The 18,171-nt window shown below is 74.1% G+C and carries 11 protein-coding genes; 9 read left to right on the forward strand and 2 right to left on the reverse strand.

What is annotated here, in order from left to right:
- Positions 1-139 precede the first annotated feature (139 nt).
- On the reverse strand, positions 140-2,998 hold the full coding sequence (locus KOV94_RS09070; RefSeq protein WP_218051843.1) for a glycoside hydrolase family 3 protein: 2,859 nt from the start codon (positions 2,996-2,998) through the stop codon (positions 140-142).
- 303 nt (positions 2,999-3,301) lie between these two features.
- Between KOV94_RS09070 and KOV94_RS09075 the strand changes: the two genes are divergently transcribed.
- From KOV94_RS09075 to KOV94_RS09090, 4 genes are read left to right on the forward strand one after another with little or no spacing between them, the layout of a single operon-like run.
- A complete protein-coding gene (locus KOV94_RS09075; RefSeq protein WP_218051844.1) occupies positions 3,302-4,960 on the forward strand; it encodes a twin-arginine translocation signal domain-containing protein in 1,659 nt (552 codons plus the stop codon).
- 7 nt (positions 4,961-4,967) lie between these two features.
- Positions 4,968-5,984, forward strand: coding sequence for an ABC transporter permease (locus KOV94_RS09080; RefSeq protein ID WP_124342073.1), 1,017 nt, complete (start codon positions 4,968-4,970; stop codon positions 5,982-5,984).
- The gene (locus KOV94_RS09085; RefSeq protein WP_124342074.1) at positions 5,981-6,988 is read left to right on the forward strand and encodes a carbohydrate ABC transporter permease; all 1,008 of its coding nucleotides are present in this window, start codon (positions 5,981-5,983) and stop codon (positions 6,986-6,988) included. The genes KOV94_RS09080 and KOV94_RS09085 overlap by 4 nt, the downstream gene beginning before the upstream one ends.
- A 1-nt stretch (position 6,989) precedes the next feature.
- Entirely contained in the window at positions 6,990-9,419 is a 2,430-nt protein-coding gene (locus KOV94_RS09090; protein ID WP_218051845.1) for a glycosyl hydrolase family 95 catalytic domain-containing protein, read from the forward strand.
- Positions 9,420-9,469: 50 nt separating this feature from the next.
- Here the strand turns inward: KOV94_RS09090 and KOV94_RS09095 are convergent, their stop codons facing one another.
- Positions 9,470-10,474 carry a LacI family DNA-binding transcriptional regulator gene (locus tag KOV94_RS09095; protein ID WP_218051846.1) on the reverse strand — a complete coding sequence of 335 codons (1,005 nt, stop codon included), beginning with the start codon at positions 10,472-10,474 and terminating at the stop codon, positions 9,470-9,472.
- Positions 10,475-10,704: 230 nt separating this feature from the next.
- Here KOV94_RS09095 and KOV94_RS09100 point away from each other — a divergent pair, with 230 nt between their 5' ends.
- From KOV94_RS09100 to KOV94_RS09120, 5 genes are all read left to right on the forward strand, one after another.
- Positions 10,705-12,726 carry a beta-galactosidase gene (locus KOV94_RS09100; protein ID WP_218051847.1) on the forward strand — a complete coding sequence of 674 codons (2,022 nt, stop codon included), beginning with the start codon at positions 10,705-10,707 and terminating at the stop codon, positions 12,724-12,726.
- Positions 12,723-15,005, forward strand: a complete 2,283-nt coding sequence (gene yicI, locus KOV94_RS09105) for an alpha-xylosidase (protein ID WP_124343706.1) — start codon at positions 12,723-12,725, stop codon at positions 15,003-15,005. The genes KOV94_RS09100 and yicI overlap by 4 nt, the downstream gene beginning before the upstream one ends.
- A gap of 228 nt (positions 15,006-15,233) precedes the next feature.
- A complete protein-coding gene (locus KOV94_RS09110; RefSeq protein WP_218051848.1) occupies positions 15,234-16,688 on the forward strand; it encodes a glycoside hydrolase family 1 protein in 1,455 nt (484 codons plus the stop codon).
- 162 nt (positions 16,689-16,850) lie between these two features.
- Entirely contained in the window at positions 16,851-17,156 is a 306-nt protein-coding gene (locus KOV94_RS09115; RefSeq protein ID WP_124343704.1) for an Rv1322 family protein, read from the forward strand.
- Between the two features lie 10 nt (positions 17,157-17,166).
- Entirely contained in the window at positions 17,167-18,171 is a 1,005-nt protein-coding gene (locus KOV94_RS09120) for an HAD family hydrolase (protein ID WP_218051849.1), read from the forward strand.

An 18,171-nucleotide genomic window follows, 5' to 3' on the forward strand; every position in this document is an offset into this window, starting at 1 on the left:
GGTTGACGGTGATGCGCGACCCGGAGGGCAACGAGTTCTGCGTCGAGTGACGCCCCGCCACCGGCCGGACCCGGCCGACGGACGTCGGACGGCACCGGGCACCCGCTGACGCCGCGTCGTCCGCCCGGGGAGCGGGCGGTCAGCCCGCGCGCGTCCCCCGCACCTCGCTGAGCCGGACGGCGCCGTCGAGCACGAGCCGCACGTCGGTCTCGCCCCAGGTCGGCAGCGTGGTGCGCGGCGTCGCGCCCACCGTGTGCCAGGCCCACCGGTCGGTGCCGTCGGGGACGGCCGCGGTCGCGACCCGTTCCCAGCGCCGTCCTTCGCGCACCTCGACGTGGACGGCGGCGTCGCCGGGCCCGGAGCGGGCGACGGTGAGCTCGAGCCCGCCGACGCCGTGCAGGTCGACGTCGCGCAGCAGCACCCACCCGGAGCCGGCGCCGGGGGCGACCTCGACGGCGGTGCCCGCGTCACGGTCGCGGGGGACCAGCCGGACGTCGGCGCGCTCGTCGTGGTCGACGGCGCGCACCCAGCCGTCGAGCAGGGTGCGCGGCGGGACGGGCGTCCCGGCGACCTTGAGGTCGGCGACGAGCGGCAGGTCACCGGACGACGACCCGGCGTGCAGCTCGTACCCGCCGGGCTCGACGACGAACGACCCGCTCGTGACGTCCCACACGGCGAGGCCGGCGACGGCGACGGCGAGCGCGACCTCGCGCGTCTCGCCGGGCTCGAGGCGGACGCGCTCGAAGCTCACGAGGCTGCGTCGCGGGTAGGGCAGCCGGTGCCCGGGTGCGGCGGCGTAGACCTGGACGAGCTCCTCGGCGACGCGGTCGCCGGTGTTCTGCACGATGACGCGCGCGGTGGCGACGGACAGCTCGTCGAGGTCGTCCTCGGCGTCGACGGTCAGGCCGAGGTACTCGACGGCGCTGTAGGTGAGCCCGTGCCCGAAGGCCCAGCGCGCCGGGTGCGGGGCGTACCAGTAGGTGTGGCCGCCGCCGATCGGGTCGTGGTCGAACAGGTCGCCGACGTGCGCCTCGTCGGCGGGCCACTGCTGCGTGAGGCGTCCGGTGGGCTCGACGTCGCCGGTGAGCACGTCGACGAGCCCGTGCCCGAGCTCCTGCCCGGCGTGCGCGGTCCAGACGACGGCGGAGGTGGCGTCGCCGAGGTCGCCGAGCACGTAGGGGTACGACGAGACGACGGTGAGGACGGTCGACGGGTTGGCGTCGAGCACGGTGCGCGCGAGCTCGGCCTGCGCGTGGGGGAGCCGCAGGTGGGGGCGGTCCTCGGTCTCGCGCCCGAGCAGGTGCGGGTCGTTGCCGACGGCGACGACGACGACGTCCGCGTCGCGGGCCGCGGCTGCGGCGAGCGCGTGCCCGGAGTGCACGGTGCGGACGGTGAACCGCTCGGCGTGCTGCGGGTCGGCGGCGTCGGCGACGAGGACGCCGCCGTCGCGCTGCACGACGACCCAGCGTCCCGACCCGACGTGCTGGACGGAGACGGTGCCGTCGCCGTGGTCGTGCACGCGGAACGACTCCTGGACGACCCACCCGCCGACGCGGTCGGCGTCGGCGTGCAGGATCCACCGCGCCCCGGTCCACAGCCGGCCGGTGCGCCGCGACCGCAGCGTGTGCAGGCCCTCGCCCCACGACGTGAGGTCGACGTGCGTGTCCTCGTCGGCGCGCGGGGCGTCGGCGACGAGGACGCCGTCGTCGCCCGGCCGCACGTACCGGCCGGTCGTGACGGAGCGCAGCGCGACGCGGTCGGCGCCGTCGACGAGCGTCACGCGGTCCGCGCCGAGCCGCGCGGCCAGGGCGTCCGCGAGCGTGACCGTGTACGGCGGCGTGCCGGAGTACCAGTCGGTGCAGACCTGGTCGGCGTGCGGTCCGACGACGGCGACGCGCACGCCGTCGCGCAGCGGCAGCACACCGTCGTTCTCGAGGACGACGACGCCCGCGGCGGCCGCCCGCCGGGCGAGCGTGCGGTGCGCGGGCAGGTCGATCGCGTCCGCGCCGATCCCGGCCCACGGGTCGAGGTCGGGGTCGAGCTCGCCGGTCGCGAGCCGGAGCTCGAGCTGGCGCAGCACGGCGCGGTCGACGTCGGCCTCGTCGAGCAGCCCGGCGTCCAACGCGGCCCGGACCCGTCCGATCGTGATCGACGAGTCCGCGTCGTGGTCGGTGAACGAGTCGACGCCGGCCCGGAGCGCGGCGGCGGCGGCGGTCGCGTGGTCGGCGTGGTAGCGCTCGCCCGTGACGAGGTTGCTCGGCGCACCGGCGTCGGAGACGACGAGCAGGAACCCGTCGCGCTCGTCCCGCAGCGCGTCGACCAGGTCCTTCGAGACGTGCGTCGGGCGCCCGTTGACGAGGTTGTAGGACGGCATCACGGCGCCGACGACGCCCGCGCGCAGCGGCCCGAGGAACGCGGGCAGCTCGTACTCGTGCAGCGCGCGCGGCGGGAGCTGGGCGCTCAGGACCGCACGGTCGGTCTCCACGCTGTACGCGAGCAGGTGCTTGAGGGTCGGGACCGTCCGCCAGTAGACGGGGTGGTCGCCGCGCAGCCCGCGCGCGTAGGCGGTCGCGAGCGTCGCGGTGAGGTGCGGGTCCTCGGAGAAGCCCTCCTCGTTGCGGCCCCACCGCGGGTGCCGCAGCGGGTTGACGACGGGTGCCCAGACGTTGAGCGACACGGTCGGGTCGGCCGCGTGCTTGGCGCGGACCTCGGTGCCGACGACCTCGCCGACCTGCGTGAGCAGGTCGAGGTCCCACGTCGCGGCCAGCCCGACGGGCTGCGGGAACGTCGTCGCGGTGCCGAGCCACGCGACGCCGTGCAGGGCCTCGGTGCCGGTGCGGAACTCGGCGAGCCCGAGCCGGGGGACGGCGGGCACGCGCTGGTGCAGGAATGCGAGCCTCTCGTCGAGCGTGAGGCGCTGCAGCAGGTCGCGGGCGCGGTCGCCCAGGGGGAGCGCGGGGTCGCGGAACGGCGGGGTGGGCGGGGCGTCGTCGGCCACGGGGTCCTCACGGTGGGTCGGGTCGAGCGGGCGGGCGGCGTCGACGGGCCGGTGCTCCGTCGCCCGGCCTGACGAAGCCGCTGGTTGAACCGTTTCGACGATCGTCACGGGCCCCTGTGGGCTGTCACCATCGCCGGAGTTCGACGGACTCGCGCCGTTCATGGTGGTCCACGACGCCGGATCAGGCAAGGCCGTCACCGCCACGGACCGACCCTTGCCCGACGATTCGTTCATGCCGTACATTTCCCGCGATCGAACCGCTTCGATGCGCGATCCCGCCTCACGAGGAAGTGAAGGACGAAGATGACCCCTCCCCTCCAGCTCGGCCGCGTCGGCGACGTGGCTGTCGACCGGCGCTCGTTCCTGGGGATGCTGGCCGCCGGCGCCGCGGTCGTCGGCGTCCCGTCCCTGCTCAGCGCGTGCAGCCCCGGAACCCCCACCGGCGCGGCGACCAGCGCGGCACCGATCGGCGACGTCATCCCGACGTACATCCCGGTCACGTACGCCGAGCCCGACTACCCGAGCGTCTCCGGCTCGGTGCCGGGATACGAGACGATCCCCGCCGAGCTCGTGCGCTCCGTGCCCACGGCCCCGGGCACGGGTCTCGTCTTCACGGCGATGACGCCCCTGTGGGGCACGATCCCGCCGACCAAGGGCAACCAGTACTACGCGGCGGTCAACGAGCTCATGGGCTCGGACCTCAACTTCCAGATCGCCGACGGCAACACCTACGGCGACAAGCTCGCGGCCGTGCTCGCGTCGGCCAAGGACGTCCCGGACTGGGTCTCGATCCCGACGTGGAACCTCCCGCCGCGGTTCGGCTCGGAGATCGTCGGCAACGTCTTCCAGGACCTCACGCCGTACCTCGCGGGCGACCTCGTCGAGGAGTACCCGAACCTCGCGAACATCCCGTCCGACGCGTGGAAGTTCTGCGTCTTCAACGGCCGCCTCTACGGCCTGCCGTTCCCGGGCGAGACGATCACCGACGCGACGTTCTACCGCCGGGACCTGCTCGAGGCCATGGGCATCACGCCGGCCGTCACGAACGGGCAGGACCTGCTCGACCTCGCCAAGGAGCTGACGGGCGGCAACCAGTGGGGTGCCGACGACCTGTGGAACACGGCCGCGATCATCCACGGCGTCGTCCCGAAGTGGAAGCTCGAGGGCGACAAGCTCGTCCACCGGGTCGAGACCGACGAGTACCGCCAGGCGCTCGAGTGGAACGCGGCGCTGTTCGCCTCGGGCGCGGTGCACCCCGACGCGGTCGCGGGCCAGACCGGCGACGCGAAGCTGCGGTTCCAGAGCGGCCAGACGCTCATCGCCTCGGACGGCGTCGGCGGCTGGCACGAGGCCATGCGCGACAACCTCGCGGCCAACCCGTCGTACTGGCAGCAGCCGTTCGACCCGTTCGCGGCCGACGGCGGGGAGCCCGTGCTGTGGAAGGGCAACCCGGCGAACATCTTCTCGTTCCTCAAGAAGTCCGACGACGAGGCCCGGATCAAGGAGCTGCTCGCGCTGGCCAACGTCATCGCGGCGCCGTTCGGCACGACCGAGTACGACGTCATCAACAACGGCGTCGAGGGCGTGCACTACACGAAGGGCGCCGACGGCCTGCCGGTCCCGACGGCCCTCGCCGCGACCGAGCTGCAGCCGACGTACATCTTCCTCGTCGACCCGCCGCTGTCCGAGACGCACGTGCAGTACCCCGGGTACGTCAAGGCCGCGTCGGAGTGGAAGGCCAAGGCGTCGGGCTACGCCCAGGACCCGCTGTTCTACGCGCAGCAGATCGTCGAGCCCGCGCAGTACGCGTCGATCGGCCAGCCGTTCGTCGACCTCGAGAAGGACATCTCGCGCGGTCGCAAGTCCATGGCGGACCTCGACGCGGCCATCGAGACCTGGCGGTCGTCGGGCGGCGAGGAGCTGCGCGCGTTCTACCAGGACATCCTGGACAGCCAGTCCTGAGGCGCTCATGGCACTCGACGCACTGACCCGTCGGCGCGGCACGTCCGCGCCGGCGCCGGACCCGGTGACCGGCGCGGGGGACACCCCCGCGCCGGCCCGGCCGCCGGTCCGGAAGATCCCGCTCCGCACGCGCCTCAAGCGCGACCGCTCGCTCCTGATCATGGTGCTGCCGGCCGTCGTGCTGCTGGTCGTGTTCGCGTACGTCCCCATGCTGGGCAACGTCATCGCGTGGCAGCAGTACTCGCCCTACACGGGGTTCCTGCACTCCACGTACGTCGGCTGGGCCAACTTCGAGCGGGTGTTCACGAACCCGCTGTTCCTCGACGCGGTCGGCAACACGCTGGTCATCACCGCGTTCCAGCTGGTGTTCTTCTTCCCGATCCCGATCCTGCTCGCGCTGCTGCTCAACAGCGTCCTGTCGCCCCGCGTGCGGACCACGATCCAGTCGATCGTCTACCTGCCGCACTTCTTCTCGTGGGTGCTGGTCGTGACGATCTTCCAGCAGATCTTCGGCGGCGCCGGGCTCGTCAACCAGACGCTGCGCGACCACGGCCTGTCGGGCTTCGACATGATGACGAACCCCGACACGTTCCTCGTGCTCATCACGATGCAGTCCGTCTGGAAGGACGCCGGCTGGGGGATCATCATCTTCCTCGCCGCGCTGTCGACCGTGTCGCCCGAGCACTACGAGGCCGCGGCCGTCGACGGTGCGAACCGCTGGCGACGCATGTGGCACGTGACGCTGCCGGCCATGCGGCCCGTCATCATCCTGCTGCTCATCCTGCGCCTCGGTGACTCGCTCACCGTGGGCTTCGAGCAGCTCATCCTGCAGCGCGCCGCCGTCGGCGTGGACGTCGCCGAGGTCATCGACACGTACGTCTACTACCAGGGCGTCGTGTACGCGGACTGGAGCTTCGCGGCCGCCGCGGGCCTCGTCAAGGGAGTCGTCAGCCTGGTCCTCGTGCTGGGCGCCAACAAGCTCGCCCACGTGTTCGGCGAGGCGGGGGTGTACAAGCGCGCATGAGCGGACAGTCACCGGAGATCACCGCAGCACCCCCGGTGCTGCCCGCCGCGGCGGTCGGCACGACGCCCGACCGCCCGACCCCCGCGCCGCGCCGCCGCCGCGGGTCCAAGCACCGGCCGGTGTGGGAGGAGCGCCCGACGCCCGTCGGCCTCGCGCTCAAGGGGCTCGTGCTCACGCTCGTCGCGCTCGCGGTCCTGTTCCCGCTGTGGACCGTGGTCCTCACGAGCTTCTCGACGCAGGCGGAGACGCTGCGCGTCGGCGGCCTCGTGACCGTGCCGGGCGAGCTCACCCTCAACGCCTACCGGCAGATCCTGTCGGGCGGCGTGGTGTCGCGCGCCGCGCTCGTGAGCGTCGGGATCACCGCGGTCGGTACCGTCATCTCGACGATCGTGTCGGTCCTCGCGGCCTACGGGCTGTCGCGGCCCGGGTCGGTCCTGCACCGGCCGATCCTGTTCGTCTTCCTGGTCACGATGTTCTTCGGCGCGGGCCTCATCCCGACGTACCTGCTGGTCAGCAGCCTGGGGCTCATCAACAGCTACTGGTCGCTGATCCTGCCGGGGGCCGTGTCGGCGTTCAACGTGCTGATCCTGCGCAGCTTCTTCATGGGCATCGACCAGTCGATCCTCGACGCCGCCCGCATCGACGGCGCGGGTGACTGGCGGGTCCTCGGCCGGATCGTCCTGCCGATGTCGAAGGCGGCGGTCGCGGTCGTCGCGCTCTTCTACGGCGTGGGGTACTGGAACGCGTTCTTCAACGCGATGCTCTACATCAACGACAACGCGAAGTGGCCCCTGCAGCTGGTCCTGCGGTCCTACGTCCTGCAGGGCGTGAGCCTGCCGGGCGGCGGGACGACGGGCCAGGTCGACGCGGCCACCGGTGTCGTGAGCGGCCTGCCCGTCCAGATGGCCGTCATGGTCCTCGCGATCGTGCCGATCCTGCTCGTCTACCCGTTCGTGCAGCGCCACTTCACCAAGGGCGTGATCTTCGGCGCGATCAAGGGCTGACGTGACGGGCCGTCGCACCCTGCTGTCGTTCGCCGGACCGGCGCGGACGTGGGTCGAGGCGTTCCCGGTGGGGAACGGCCGGCTCGGTGCGATGGTCCACGGCGGCGGCGACCGGGCGCGCGTGCAGGTCAACGACGCGACCGCGTGGTCGGGCCGGCCGGACGGACCGGACCGGGCGCTCGCGGCCGTGCGTGCCGCGGGCGCCGGGCCGGAGCGGCTGGCGGCGGCGCGCGCGGCGCTCGCGGAGGGGCGGCACGACGACGCGGCGGAGCTGCTCGCGGCGTTCCAGGGCCCGTGGACGCAGGCGTTCCAGCCGTTCGTCGACCTGCACGTCACGCTCTCCGCGCCCGCGCCCGCGCCCGCGCCCGCGTCCGCGCCCGCACCCGAGCACGCGGCGGCTGCACCCAGGACCGCGCAGGTCCGGCGTCCCGACGACTCCCCGCGGACGCTGGACCTGCGCGACGGCACGGTCGTCGAGGACGTCCCGGTCGGCATCGGGTCGGTCGTGGTCGAGTGGTACGCGAGCGCGGTCGACGGTGCGCTGCACGGCCGGTGGTCGTCGGACGTGCCGTTCGGGCTGCGTGTCGAGCTGTCGACCGGGCACGACGTGCGCGCCGACCACCACGCGCCGGGCGGCCGGGTGCTCGTCCTCGAGCTGCCCGACGACGTCCCGCCGGGGCACGAGCCGCAGGCGTCGACGCTGCGCACGGGCGACGGAGCGTCGCTCACCGGGGTCGCCGCGCTGCTCGCGTGCAGCGACGGCGAGGTCGCGGGGTCGTCGTCGGCGCTGCGGGTGTCGGGTGCGACGTGGGTCGAGGTCGTGCTCGCGTCGGGCACGACGTCGCCGTGGCCGTCCGACGGACCGCTCCGCCCCCGGGAGGAGGTGGTCGCGGACGTCCTCGCGTGCGCGCGCCAGGCGCTGCCCGGCAGCCGGGCCGACGGCGACGCGTGCCGAGCCCGGCACGTCGCGGACCACCGCCGCCTGCTCGACGCGTGCACGCTCGACCTCACGGGCGCGGACGTCCACCTGCGTCTGCCCGACGCGATCGCGTCGACGACGCACGCCGCGCTCGCGCAGGCGGTGTTCGACCACGGCCGCTACCTGCTGGTCGCGTCGTCGCGGCCGGGCTCGCCGCCCGCGAACCTCCAGGGGGTGTGGAACGCCGAGGCGAGGCCGCCGTGGTCGAGCGCGTACACGCTGAACGTGAACCTCGAGATGGCGTACTGGGGCGCGGAGGCCGTCGGGCTCGCCGAGTGCCACGAGCCGCTGCTGGACCACGTGGGGCTGATCGCCCGGCGGGGCGCGGCGGTCGCCCGGGACCTGTACGGCTGCGGGGGCTGGGTCGCGCACCACAACAGCGACGCGTGGGGCTGGGCGCTGCCCGTCGGCGCCGGTCACGGCGACCCGTCGTGGGCGCAGTGGTCGATGGGCGGCGTGTGGCTGTGCCGGCACCTGTGGGACCACGCCGACATGACGGGCGACCTCGGCTTCCTGCGCGAGCGGGCGTGGCCGCTGCTGCACGGCGCCGCGGAGTTCTGCCTGGACTGGCTGGTCGAGGCGCCCGACGGCCGGCTCACCACGTCGCCGTCGACGTCGCCCGAGAACACGTTCATCCGCCCCGACGGGGGCGCGGGCGCGCTGACGACGGGCGCGACGATGGACCTCGTCCTGGTCCGCGACCTGCTGGAGCGCTGTCTCGACGCCGTCGCGCTGCTCGACCTGGACGACCCGATCGAGCCCCGGCTGCGCTCCGCGCTGCACCGGCTGGCTCTCCCGGGCGTCGGTCCGGACGACCTGCTGCGCGAGTGGTCGCACGACGCCCCGGCGGTCGACCCGCACCACCGCCACCTGTCGCACCTCGTCGGCCTCTTCCCGCTCGCGCAGGTCGACGTCGTCGACACCCCGGACCTCGCCACGGCCGCGCGCGCGTCGCTCGACGCCCGCGGTCCCGGCTCGACGGGCTGGTCGCTCGCGTGGAAGACGGCGCTGCGCGCCCGGCTCGGGGACGGCGAGGCGGTCGGTGCGCTGCTCGTGGAGGCGATGCGGCCCGCGGACCCGTCGTCGGCGGAGCCGGAGCGCGGCGGCCTGCTGCCGAACCTGTTCTCGACGCACCCGCCGTTCCAGGTGGACGGCAACCTGGGGCTGGTCGCCGCGGTCGCGGAGGCGCTGGTCCAGTCGACTGCGGGACGCGTGCGTCTGCTCCCGGCGCTGCCGCCGCAGTGGCCGGACGGGTCGGTGCGGGGTGTGCGCGGGCGCGGCGGCCTGGTGGTCGACGTGACGTGGTCCGGCGGTGCGCTGCGTGGCGTCGTGCTGCGCGCGGGTCGCGGGGGCACGCTGGAGGTGGCGCACGCCGACCGGACGCGGACCCTGACGCTGCACGCGGGTGCGACGGTCCGGCTCGACGGGGACCTGACGGAGGTGCCCGCGTGACCGACGGGACGCGACGGGGACCGGACGTGCCGGGCCTGCGGCCGCAGCGGTCAGGCGGGTGCGGCGCAGCTCCCGCGCTCGATGAAGGCCGGCGACAGCAGCCGCGTCTCGGCGGCCTTCTTCTGGTCGAGCCGCTCGATCGTCATCTCGACCGCGGTGCGGCCGATCTCCTCGGCGGGGACGTCGATCGCGGACAGGGGGAGGGCCAGGTGCTCGGCGAGGCTGGACGGCGCGACGGCGAGCACGGAGACGTCGCCGGGCACGGACCGGTTGCTGCGCGCGAGCGCGGCGAGGACGCCGGGAAGCGCGGCCTCGTTGTGCACGACGAGCGCGGTGAGGTCGTCGAGCTCGGCGAACGCGCGCTCGACGGCAGCCTCGGCGCCGGGGTAGGAGGCCTCGGTCGGCACGACGGTGTGCCGCACGCCGGCGGGCCCGGCCTGGGAGCGGAAGCCGTCGACGATGCGCACCGCGTAGTTGGCGCTGCGGGCGAGCGCGGCGGACGGCGCCCCGAGCAGCGCGATGCTGCGGTGGCCGTGGTCGACGAGGTGCCGGACGGCGAGCCGGCCGGCGGCGGCGAAGTCGAGGTCGACGCACGACAGCCCGTGCGGGTCGCTGGGCACGCCGATGAGGACGGACGGCTGGCGGAGCCCGGCGAGCACGGGCAGGCGCGGGTCGAGCGTCTCGATGTCCATGAGGATGAGCGCGTCGACCATGCTGCCGTTGGCGAGCCGCTGGACGCCGTTGACGTCGTCCTGGGTGAGGACGAGGACGTCGTGGTCGAAGTCGCGGGCGCGCGTGATGACGCCGGAGACGACCTCCATGACGATCGCGACGTTCGCCTCGAGGGCACGCAGCGGGACGACGAGCCCGAGGACGTTGGTGCGGCTCGACGCGAGCGCCCGGGCGCCGGCGTGCGGGCTGAACCCGAGGTCGCGGATCGCCTTCTCGACGCGGTGCCGGGTCGCGAGGGAGATCGGGCGCTTGCCGGAGAGCACGTAGCTCACGGTCGAGGACGAGACACCCGCTGCCTTCGCGACGTCGGCGATCGTGGCCATGCGGGGAGTGTAGCGGTACAGCGCCGCACGCCGAGCCGTTCGACGACGCGTCCTCGACTAAACGCTTCGACACCGACTATCGCAACTACCCACGCGTCAACCCGGGGGAATGGACACGTAACGTCGGCAGCGGCTAGCGTCCGATGCGGCTTCGGTGTTGAAGCGCTTCGACGATCGACGCACGGACCGGCGCACCGCGTCGCCCGGACGGCGGCACGGGGGAGGGTGGCATGACGGGTCTGGACGCGCTCACCGCCGCCCACGGCGTCCTCTACGGCGGCGACTGGAACCCCGAGCAGTGGACGCCCGACGTGTGGCGCGAGGACATCGCGCTCATGTGCGCGGCCGGCGTCAACCTCGTCTCCGTCGGGATCTTCTCGTGGGCGACGCTCGAGCCCGAGCCCGGCCGCTTCGAGACCGCGTGGCTCGACGAGGTCCTCGACCTCCTGCACGGTGCGGGCATCGCCGTCGACCTCGCGACCCCCACCGCGTCGCCCCCGCCCTGGCTCGCGCACCGCCACCCGGAGACGTCGGCCGTCGACGCCCAGGGCGTGCGGATGAGCGTCGGCTCGCGCAACCACTTCTGCCCGGGCTCGCCGGTGTACCGCGACCACGTCGCCGCGGTCGTCCGGCACCTCGTCGACCGGTACGCCGACCACCCCGCCGTCGCGATGTGGCACGTCGGCAACGAGCTCGGCCAGACGTGCTGGTGCGACCTGTGCGCCGAGCGCCTGCGCACGTGGCTGCGGAGGCGGTACGGCGACGTCGACGCGCTCAACGCCGCGTGGGCGACCGCGTTCTGGAGCCAGCGGTACTCGTGCTTCGACGAGATCGTCCCGCCGCGCGCCGCCCCGTACCTGCACAACCCCGCCGCCGAGCTCGACTTCCGCCGGTTCACGTCCGACCAGCTCCGGGACGTCTACCGCCTCCAGGCGGCGATCATCCGCGAGCGCTCCGACGCGCCCGTGACCACGAACGTCATGAACTTCTTCCCCGGCGTGGACCAGCACGCGTGGGCCGACGACGTCGACGTCGTCGCCGACGACTGCTACACCGACCCGGCGGACGCGTCGTCGCCCGCCCGCGCCGCCCTGGCCCACGACCTCGTCCGCGGCGTCCGGCGGGGGCAGCCCTGGCTGCTCATGGAGCAGGCGGCCGGCGCCGTGAACTGGCGCGCGCACAACGTCCCGAAGAGCACGGGCGCGATGGTCCTCGACTCGCTGCGCGCGGTCGCGCACGGCGCGGACGGCGTCTGCTACTTCCAGTGGCGCGCGTCGACGGGCGGCGCCGAGCGCTTCCACTCGGCGATGGTGCCGCACGCCGGTCCGGACACCGACCTGCACCGCGCGGTCCGGGCACAGGGCGCGCTGCTGCAGCGGCTGCGCCCGGTCGTCGGCACGCGGGTCGACGCGCGCGTCGCGCTCGTCTTCGACTGGCCCTCGTGGTGGGCGGGCGAGCTCCTGCCCGCGCGCCCGTCGATGCGCCTCGACGTGCTCGGCCAGCTCGCGGCGTACCACGAGCCGCTCTGGCGGGCCGGGATCGCGACCGACGTCGTGCCGCCGTCGGCGGACCTCGACGGCTACGACCTCGTGATCGTGCCGTCGCTGCACGCGGTCACCGACGCGGACGCGGCGAACGTCGCGCGCGTCCCCGAGCGCGGGGGCGTGCTGCTGGTCGGCCCGTTCAGCGCGGTCGCCGACGAGCACGCGCGCGTCCGTCGCGGGCGCTTCCCGGTCCCGTGGGCGGACGTCCTGGGAGCGTCGGGGGAGGACTGGCGCCCGCTGGAGGACGAGGGGGTCGTCGTCGCGTCGGACCGGTACGGCGACTTCGTCGCGACGACGTGGTCCGAGCACGTCCGCAGCGACGGCGCCGCGGTGCTCGCGACGTACGCCGACGGCGACCTCGCGGGCCGCCCCGCGCTGACCCGCCGCACGCACGGCGCAGGTGACGACGCCGGCCAGGCCTGGTACGTGACGACCGTCCCGCCGCGCGACGTGCTCGCGGCGGTCGTCGCCGACTGCGTCGCGGCCGCGGGCGTGACCGCCCCGCTGTCGGACGTGCCCGAGGGCGTCGAGATCGCCCGCCGCGGCGACGTGCTGTTCGTGCTCAACCGGTCCCGCGCGAAGCAGACGGTCCGTCTGCCGGCCGCCGCGACCGACCTGCTCACCGGCGACGCCGTCGCCGACGAGCTCCTCCTGCCCGCCGAGGGCGCCGCAGCCCTGCACCTCGCACCGACCGAGAGGACACGATGAAGTTCACCGACGGGTACTGGCTCCCGCAGCCCGGGACGACCATCCTGCGGCCGCGCGACGTCGCCGACGTCCAGGTCGGCGACGACACCCTCACCGTGTGGTCCTCCACGGCACCGCTGACGTCGCGGGGGGACACGCTCAACCGCCCGCTCGTCACGGTGACGTTCTCGTCGCCCATGGACGACGTGGTCGGCGTGCGCATCGAGCACTTCCAGGGCGGTGTCGACCGCGGCCCGCACTTCGGCCTCGCGACGCAGCCGGCCGGGGTCAAGGTCGAGCCCGCCGACGCGGACGGGATCGCGACGTTCACCGCGGGCGCGCTGACGGCCCGCGTCCGCACGCGCGGCGAGTGGAGCGTGCAGTTCGAGGGCGACGGGCGGCACCTCACGGCGTCGACCCCCCGCAGCATCGGCGTCGTCACCGACGCCCGCGGCGACCACTACGTGCACGAGCAGCTCACGCTCGGCGTGGGCGAGCACGTCTATGGCCTGGGGGAGCGGTTCGGCGCGTTCGTGAAGAACGGCCAGAGCGTCGACATCTGGAACGCCGACGGCGGCACCGCGAGCGAGCAGGCGTACAAGAACGTGCCGTTCTACCTGTCCGACCAGGGCTACGGCGTCTTCGTCGACCACCCGGGCCTCGTGTCGTACGAGGTCGGCACCGAGGTCGTGTCGCGCACGCAGTTCTCCGTCGCGGGCGAGTCGCTGCAGTACTACGTCATCTACGGGCCGACGCCCAAGGACGTGCTGCGTCGCTACACGGCGCTGACCGGCCGTCCCGCGCGCGTGCCCGACTGGTCGTACGGCCTGTGGCTCTCGACGTCGTTCACGACGTCCTACGACGAGGCGACCGTGACGAGCTTCGTCGACGGCATGGCCGAGCGCGGCATCCCGCTGTCGGTGTTCCACTTCGACTGCTTCTGGATGCGCGAGTTCCACTGGAGCGACTTCACGTGGGACCCGGCGACGTTCCCGGACCCGGAGGGCATGCTCGCGCGGCTCAAGGCCAAGGGCCTGCGGATCTGCGTCTGGATCAACCCGTACATCGCGCAGCGCTCGCGGCTGTTCGCGGAGGGGCGCGAGCGCGGGTTCCTGGTGAAGCGCGCCGACGGCTCCGTCTGGCAGACCGACCTGTGGCAGGCCGGCATGGGCCTGGTCGACTTCACCAACCCCGACGCGGTGCGCTGGTACACCGAGGAGCTGCGCACGCTGCTCGGGCAGGGCGTCGACTGCTTCAAGACGGACTTCGGCGAGCGGATCCCGACGGACGTCGTGTGGCACGACGGCACCGACCCGGAGCGGATGCACAACTACTACACGTACCTCTACAACAAGGCGGTCTGGGACCTGCTCGTGGAGGAGCGCGGCGAGGGCGAGGCGGTGCTGTTCGCGCGGTCGGCGACCGTCGGCGGCCAGCAGTTCCCGGTGCACTGGGGCGGCGACTCGGAGTCGACGTTCGCGTCGATGGCCGAGTCCCTGCGCGGCGGCCTGTCGCTCGCGCTGTCGGGCTTCGGCTACTGGAGCCACGACATCGGCGGGTTCGAGGGCACGCCTGACCCGGCCGTGTTCAAGCGGTGGCTCGCGTTCGGCCTGCTGTCGTCGCACAGCCGCCTGCACGGCTCGAGCTCGTACCGGGTGCCGTGGGCGTTCGACGACGAGGCCGTCGACGTGGCGCGCGACTTCACGCGGCTCAAGCTGCGCCTCATGCCCTACCTCGCGCAGGCGGGCGTCGAGGCGCACGAGCAGGGCGTGCCGGTGATGCGCCCGATGGTGCTCGAGTTCCCCCACGACCGCGGCGCGCGGACCGTCGACACGCAGTACATGCTCGGCTCGGACCTGCTCGTGGCCCCCGTGTTCTCCGCGGACGGCGAGGTCGACGTGTACGTGCCGGACGGCACGTGGACGTCTCTGCTGTCGGGCGAGCAGGTCACCGGCCCGCGGTGGGTGCGCGAGCGGCACGGGTTCGACTCGCTGCCGCTGTACGTCCGCCCGGGCGGCGTGGTGCCGCTCGCGGCGCGCGACGAGCGCCCCGACGACGACTGGCTGGACGGTCTGACGCTGCGCGTCTTCGGGCTGCCGGACGGTCACCGGTCGGTCACGCGCGTCCCGTCGGCGGGCGGCGACGCCGAGTTCGAGGTCAGCCGGCAGGGCGGCACGGTGCGCGTCGAGGCGCGCGGCACGTCGTCGCCCTGGTCGGTGCAGGTCGCGCCGTCCGTGGACGGTCCGGGCGGGACGGCGCACGCCGTCGCCGGCCAGGCCGTCGTCGAGCTGACGGTGTGAGCCCGGCGTGGGCGACCGGTTCCAGCAGGCCGGTCGCCCACGTCGTCGCAGGTGGCACCTGCCGAGGGCCTTACCGGTCAAGTAGAGTGCCGACGAGGGGTCGCGGGAGCGGTCCCAGCGTGTGTATCGTATCGTTTCGACACCTCCCGACGGCGGAGGGTGCCGCACCCGGGACGCAGCAGTCCCCGCCCTCGCCCGTCCCGATGAACCCGAACGCGAAGGACCTCCATGACCGCGACGCGCCCCTCCGGCCGCCAGTTCTCCGACGACTTCCTCTGGGGCTCCGCCACGGCCTCGTACCAGATCGAGGGCGCGTACGACGAGGACGGCCGCGGCCCGTCGATCTGGGACACCTTCTCCCGCACGCCGGGCAAGGTCCTCAACGGCGACACGGGTGACGTCGCGGTGGACCACTACCACCGCGTCGCGCAGGACGTCGCGATCATGCAGGGCCTCGGCCTGCAGGCCTACCGGTTCTCGATCGCGTGGCCGCGCATCCAGCCGACCGGCTCGGGCGAGTTCAACCAGGCCGGCCTCGACTTCTACTCCGACCTCGTCGACCGGCTGATCGCCGCCGGCATCAAGCCCGTCGTGACGCTGTACCACTGGGACCTCCCGCAGCCCCTCGAGGACGAGGGCGGCTGGGCGAACCGCGAGACCGCATACCGGTTCGCCGACTACGCCCGCAAGCTCGCCGAGGTGCTCGGCGACCGCGTCCACCTGTGGACCACGCTCAACGAGCCGTGGTGCTCCGCGTTCCTCGGCTACGCGTCCGGCGTGCACGCCCCCGGCGTGACCGACGACGTCGCGGCGCTCACGGCCGTGCACCACCTCAACCTCGGCCACGGCCTCGCCGGCCGCGCGATCCGCGAGGTCCTCGGCGAGGACGCCCCGATCTCCATCACGCTCAACCTGCACGTCACGCGCGCCGCGACGGAATCGGCCGACGACGTCGAGGCCAAGCGCCGCATCGACACGATCGCGAACGAGGTCTTCCTCGGCCCGCTGCTCGACGGCGAGTACCCCAAGGAGGTGTTCGCGGACACCGCGCACCTCACCGACTGGTCCTTCGTGCAGGAGGGCGACCTCGAGCTCATCCGCATCCCGCTGACGGTGCTCGGCGTCAACTACTACTCGACGGGTCGCGTCAAGAAGGGCACCGGCGTCGGCGCCGACCCGGGCAAGCCCGGCCCCGACGGGCACCGCGCCTCCGAGCACTCCTCGTGGGTCGGCGCCGACGAGGTCGAGTGGCTGCCCCAGCCCGGCCCGCACACCGCGATGGGCTGGAACCAGGAGCCCCAGGGCCTCGTCGACCTGCTCCTCGAGCTTCGTGACCGCTACCCGAGCCAGCCGCTCGCGATCACCGAGAACGGCGCCGCGTTCTACGACACGGTGTCGGAGGACGGCCGCGTGCACGACGCCGAGCGCGTCGCCTACCTGCACGACCACATCGACGCCGTCGGTGAGGCCATCGAGAAGGGCGCCGACGTGCGCGGCTACTTCGTGTGGTCGCTGCTCGACAACTTCGAGTGGGCGTACGGCTACGACCGCCGCTTCGGCGTCGTCCGCGTCGACTACGACACGCAGGAGCGCATCGTGAAGGACTCGGGCCTCTGGTACCGCGAGCTCCTGCGCACCCGCACGATCGCGCCCGTCGAGTCGGCCACCGCGATCCAGCCCTGACACGCGCGTACCGGACGGCCCGCCCTCGCTCGGGGCGGGCCGTCCGTCGTCCCGGGCTCGGCGCAGCCGGCGACGTGCGCGGGCGTCGCCACGCAGCAGGGCCCCGACGCGCCCTCCGCGGCACGGCCCGCGCGACTCACGGACGCGGGAGAGGATGGACGCATGCCCCGCAGCCGACGCTCGACGAAGCGCCCCTACGGCGCCGAGCACGTCGACCTCGACCTCGACCGCGCGACCGGCGGGCGCCGCTCCGAGAGCGCGGCCGACGGCGAGTGGGTCGTCCAGCAGGTCCGTGGCTCCGACCGCGAGTACCGATGCCCCGGGTGCGACCAGGTCGTCGCAGCCGGCACCGCGCACGTCGTCGCGTGGCGGTCCGACGGGCTGTTCGGCGAGGCCGTCGACGACCGGCGGCACTGGCACGCGTCGTGCTGGCAGGCCCGCGCGCGGCGCCGCCCGACGCGCCGCTAGGGTGCGGCCGATGAGCACCACCGCCGACGACGGCACCTCGCGCGCCTCCGGCACCCGCCGCGCCCGGACCGCCCCCGACGACGGCACCCCCACGCGGGCGACCGCACCGCGCGAGGACGCGCCGCCGACCGGGCGTCGCCCCCTGCCGAGCGCGCCGCCGCGGCTCGTCGCCACCGACCTCGACGGCACCCTCCTGCGTCCCGACGGCACCGTCTCCGCGCGCACCGCCGCGGCCCTCGCCGCCGCCGAGGACGCGGGGATCGCGGTCGTCTTCGTCACCGCGCGCCCGCACCGCTGGCTCGCCGACCTGCAGGCGCACGTCGCCGGGCACGGCGTCGCGCTGTGCGCCAACGGCGCGTCGGTCGTCGACGTCGGCACGCTCCGGGTGCTCGAGCAGCACGGCATGCCTGCGGACGTCGTCGGGGCGGTCGTCGAGCGGCTGCGCGCACGCTGGGGCGCCGACCGCGTGCACCTCGCCGTCGAGGGCGCGGACGGCTTCGCGCACGAGCTCGGCTACGCGAGCGACCACCCGGTCCCGCGCGACGCGCGGTCCGCCGACCGCATCGAGGACCTCCTCACCGGGCCCACGCTCAAGCTGCTGGTGCGGACGTCCGCCGAGCCGAGCGACGGCGCCGCGTTCGTCGACGCGCTCGTCGACGTCGTCGGGGACCTCGCCGTCGTCGCCGACTCCGGGGCCCACGGCCTGGGCGAGATCAGCGGGCCGGGCGTCACCAAGGCCGCGGGGCTCGCGCGGTGGGCCACGACGCAGGGCATCGACCAGCGCGCCGTGTGGGCCGTCGGCGACGCCCCGAACGACCTGCCGATGCTCGCCTGGGCGGGCACGTCGTTCGCGGTCGCCAACGCCTACCCGGCGGTGCTGGAGGCCGCCGACCACCGGCTGCCGTCCAACGCCGACGACGGCGTCGCCGTCCTGCTCGAGCACGCCGTCGCCGCGATGTCCGCCGAGCGCCCCGACAGCGACCCCCGGACCGCGAGGTCGTCGGCGCCGTCCTAG

This window comes from Cellulomonas algicola (assembly GCF_019024305.1).
Lineage (GTDB): Bacteria > Actinomycetota > Actinomycetes > Actinomycetales > Cellulomonadaceae > Cellulomonas > Cellulomonas algicola.

Excerpts from the sequence above, each read along its gene's own strand:
- KOV94_RS09095 (WP_218051846.1), bottom strand. The coding sequence starts at position 10,474 with ATGGCCACGATCGCCGACGTCGCGAAGGCAGCGGGTGTCTCGTCCTCG.
- KOV94_RS09100 (WP_218051847.1), top strand. The coding sequence starts at position 10,705 with ATGACGGGTCTGGACGCGCTCACCGCCGCCCACGGCGTCCTCTACGGC.
- KOV94_RS09115 (WP_124343704.1), top strand. The coding sequence starts at position 16,851 with ATGCCCCGCAGCCGACGCTCGACGAAGCGCCCCTACGGCGCCGAGCAC.
- KOV94_RS09120 (WP_218051849.1), top strand. The coding sequence starts at position 17,167 with ATGAGCACCACCGCCGACGACGGCACCTCGCGCGCCTCCGGCACCCGC.
- KOV94_RS09075 (WP_218051844.1), top strand. The coding sequence starts at position 3,302 with ATGACCCCTCCCCTCCAGCTCGGCCGCGTCGGCGACGTGGCTGTCGAC.
- yicI (WP_124343706.1), top strand. The coding sequence starts at position 12,723 with ATGAAGTTCACCGACGGGTACTGGCTCCCGCAGCCCGGGACGACCATC.
- KOV94_RS09110 (WP_218051848.1), top strand. The coding sequence starts at position 15,234 with ATGACCGCGACGCGCCCCTCCGGCCGCCAGTTCTCCGACGACTTCCTC.
- KOV94_RS09080 (WP_124342073.1), top strand. The coding sequence starts at position 4,968 with ATGGCACTCGACGCACTGACCCGTCGGCGCGGCACGTCCGCGCCGGCG.
- KOV94_RS09085 (WP_124342074.1), top strand. The coding sequence starts at position 5,981 with ATGAGCGGACAGTCACCGGAGATCACCGCAGCACCCCCGGTGCTGCCC.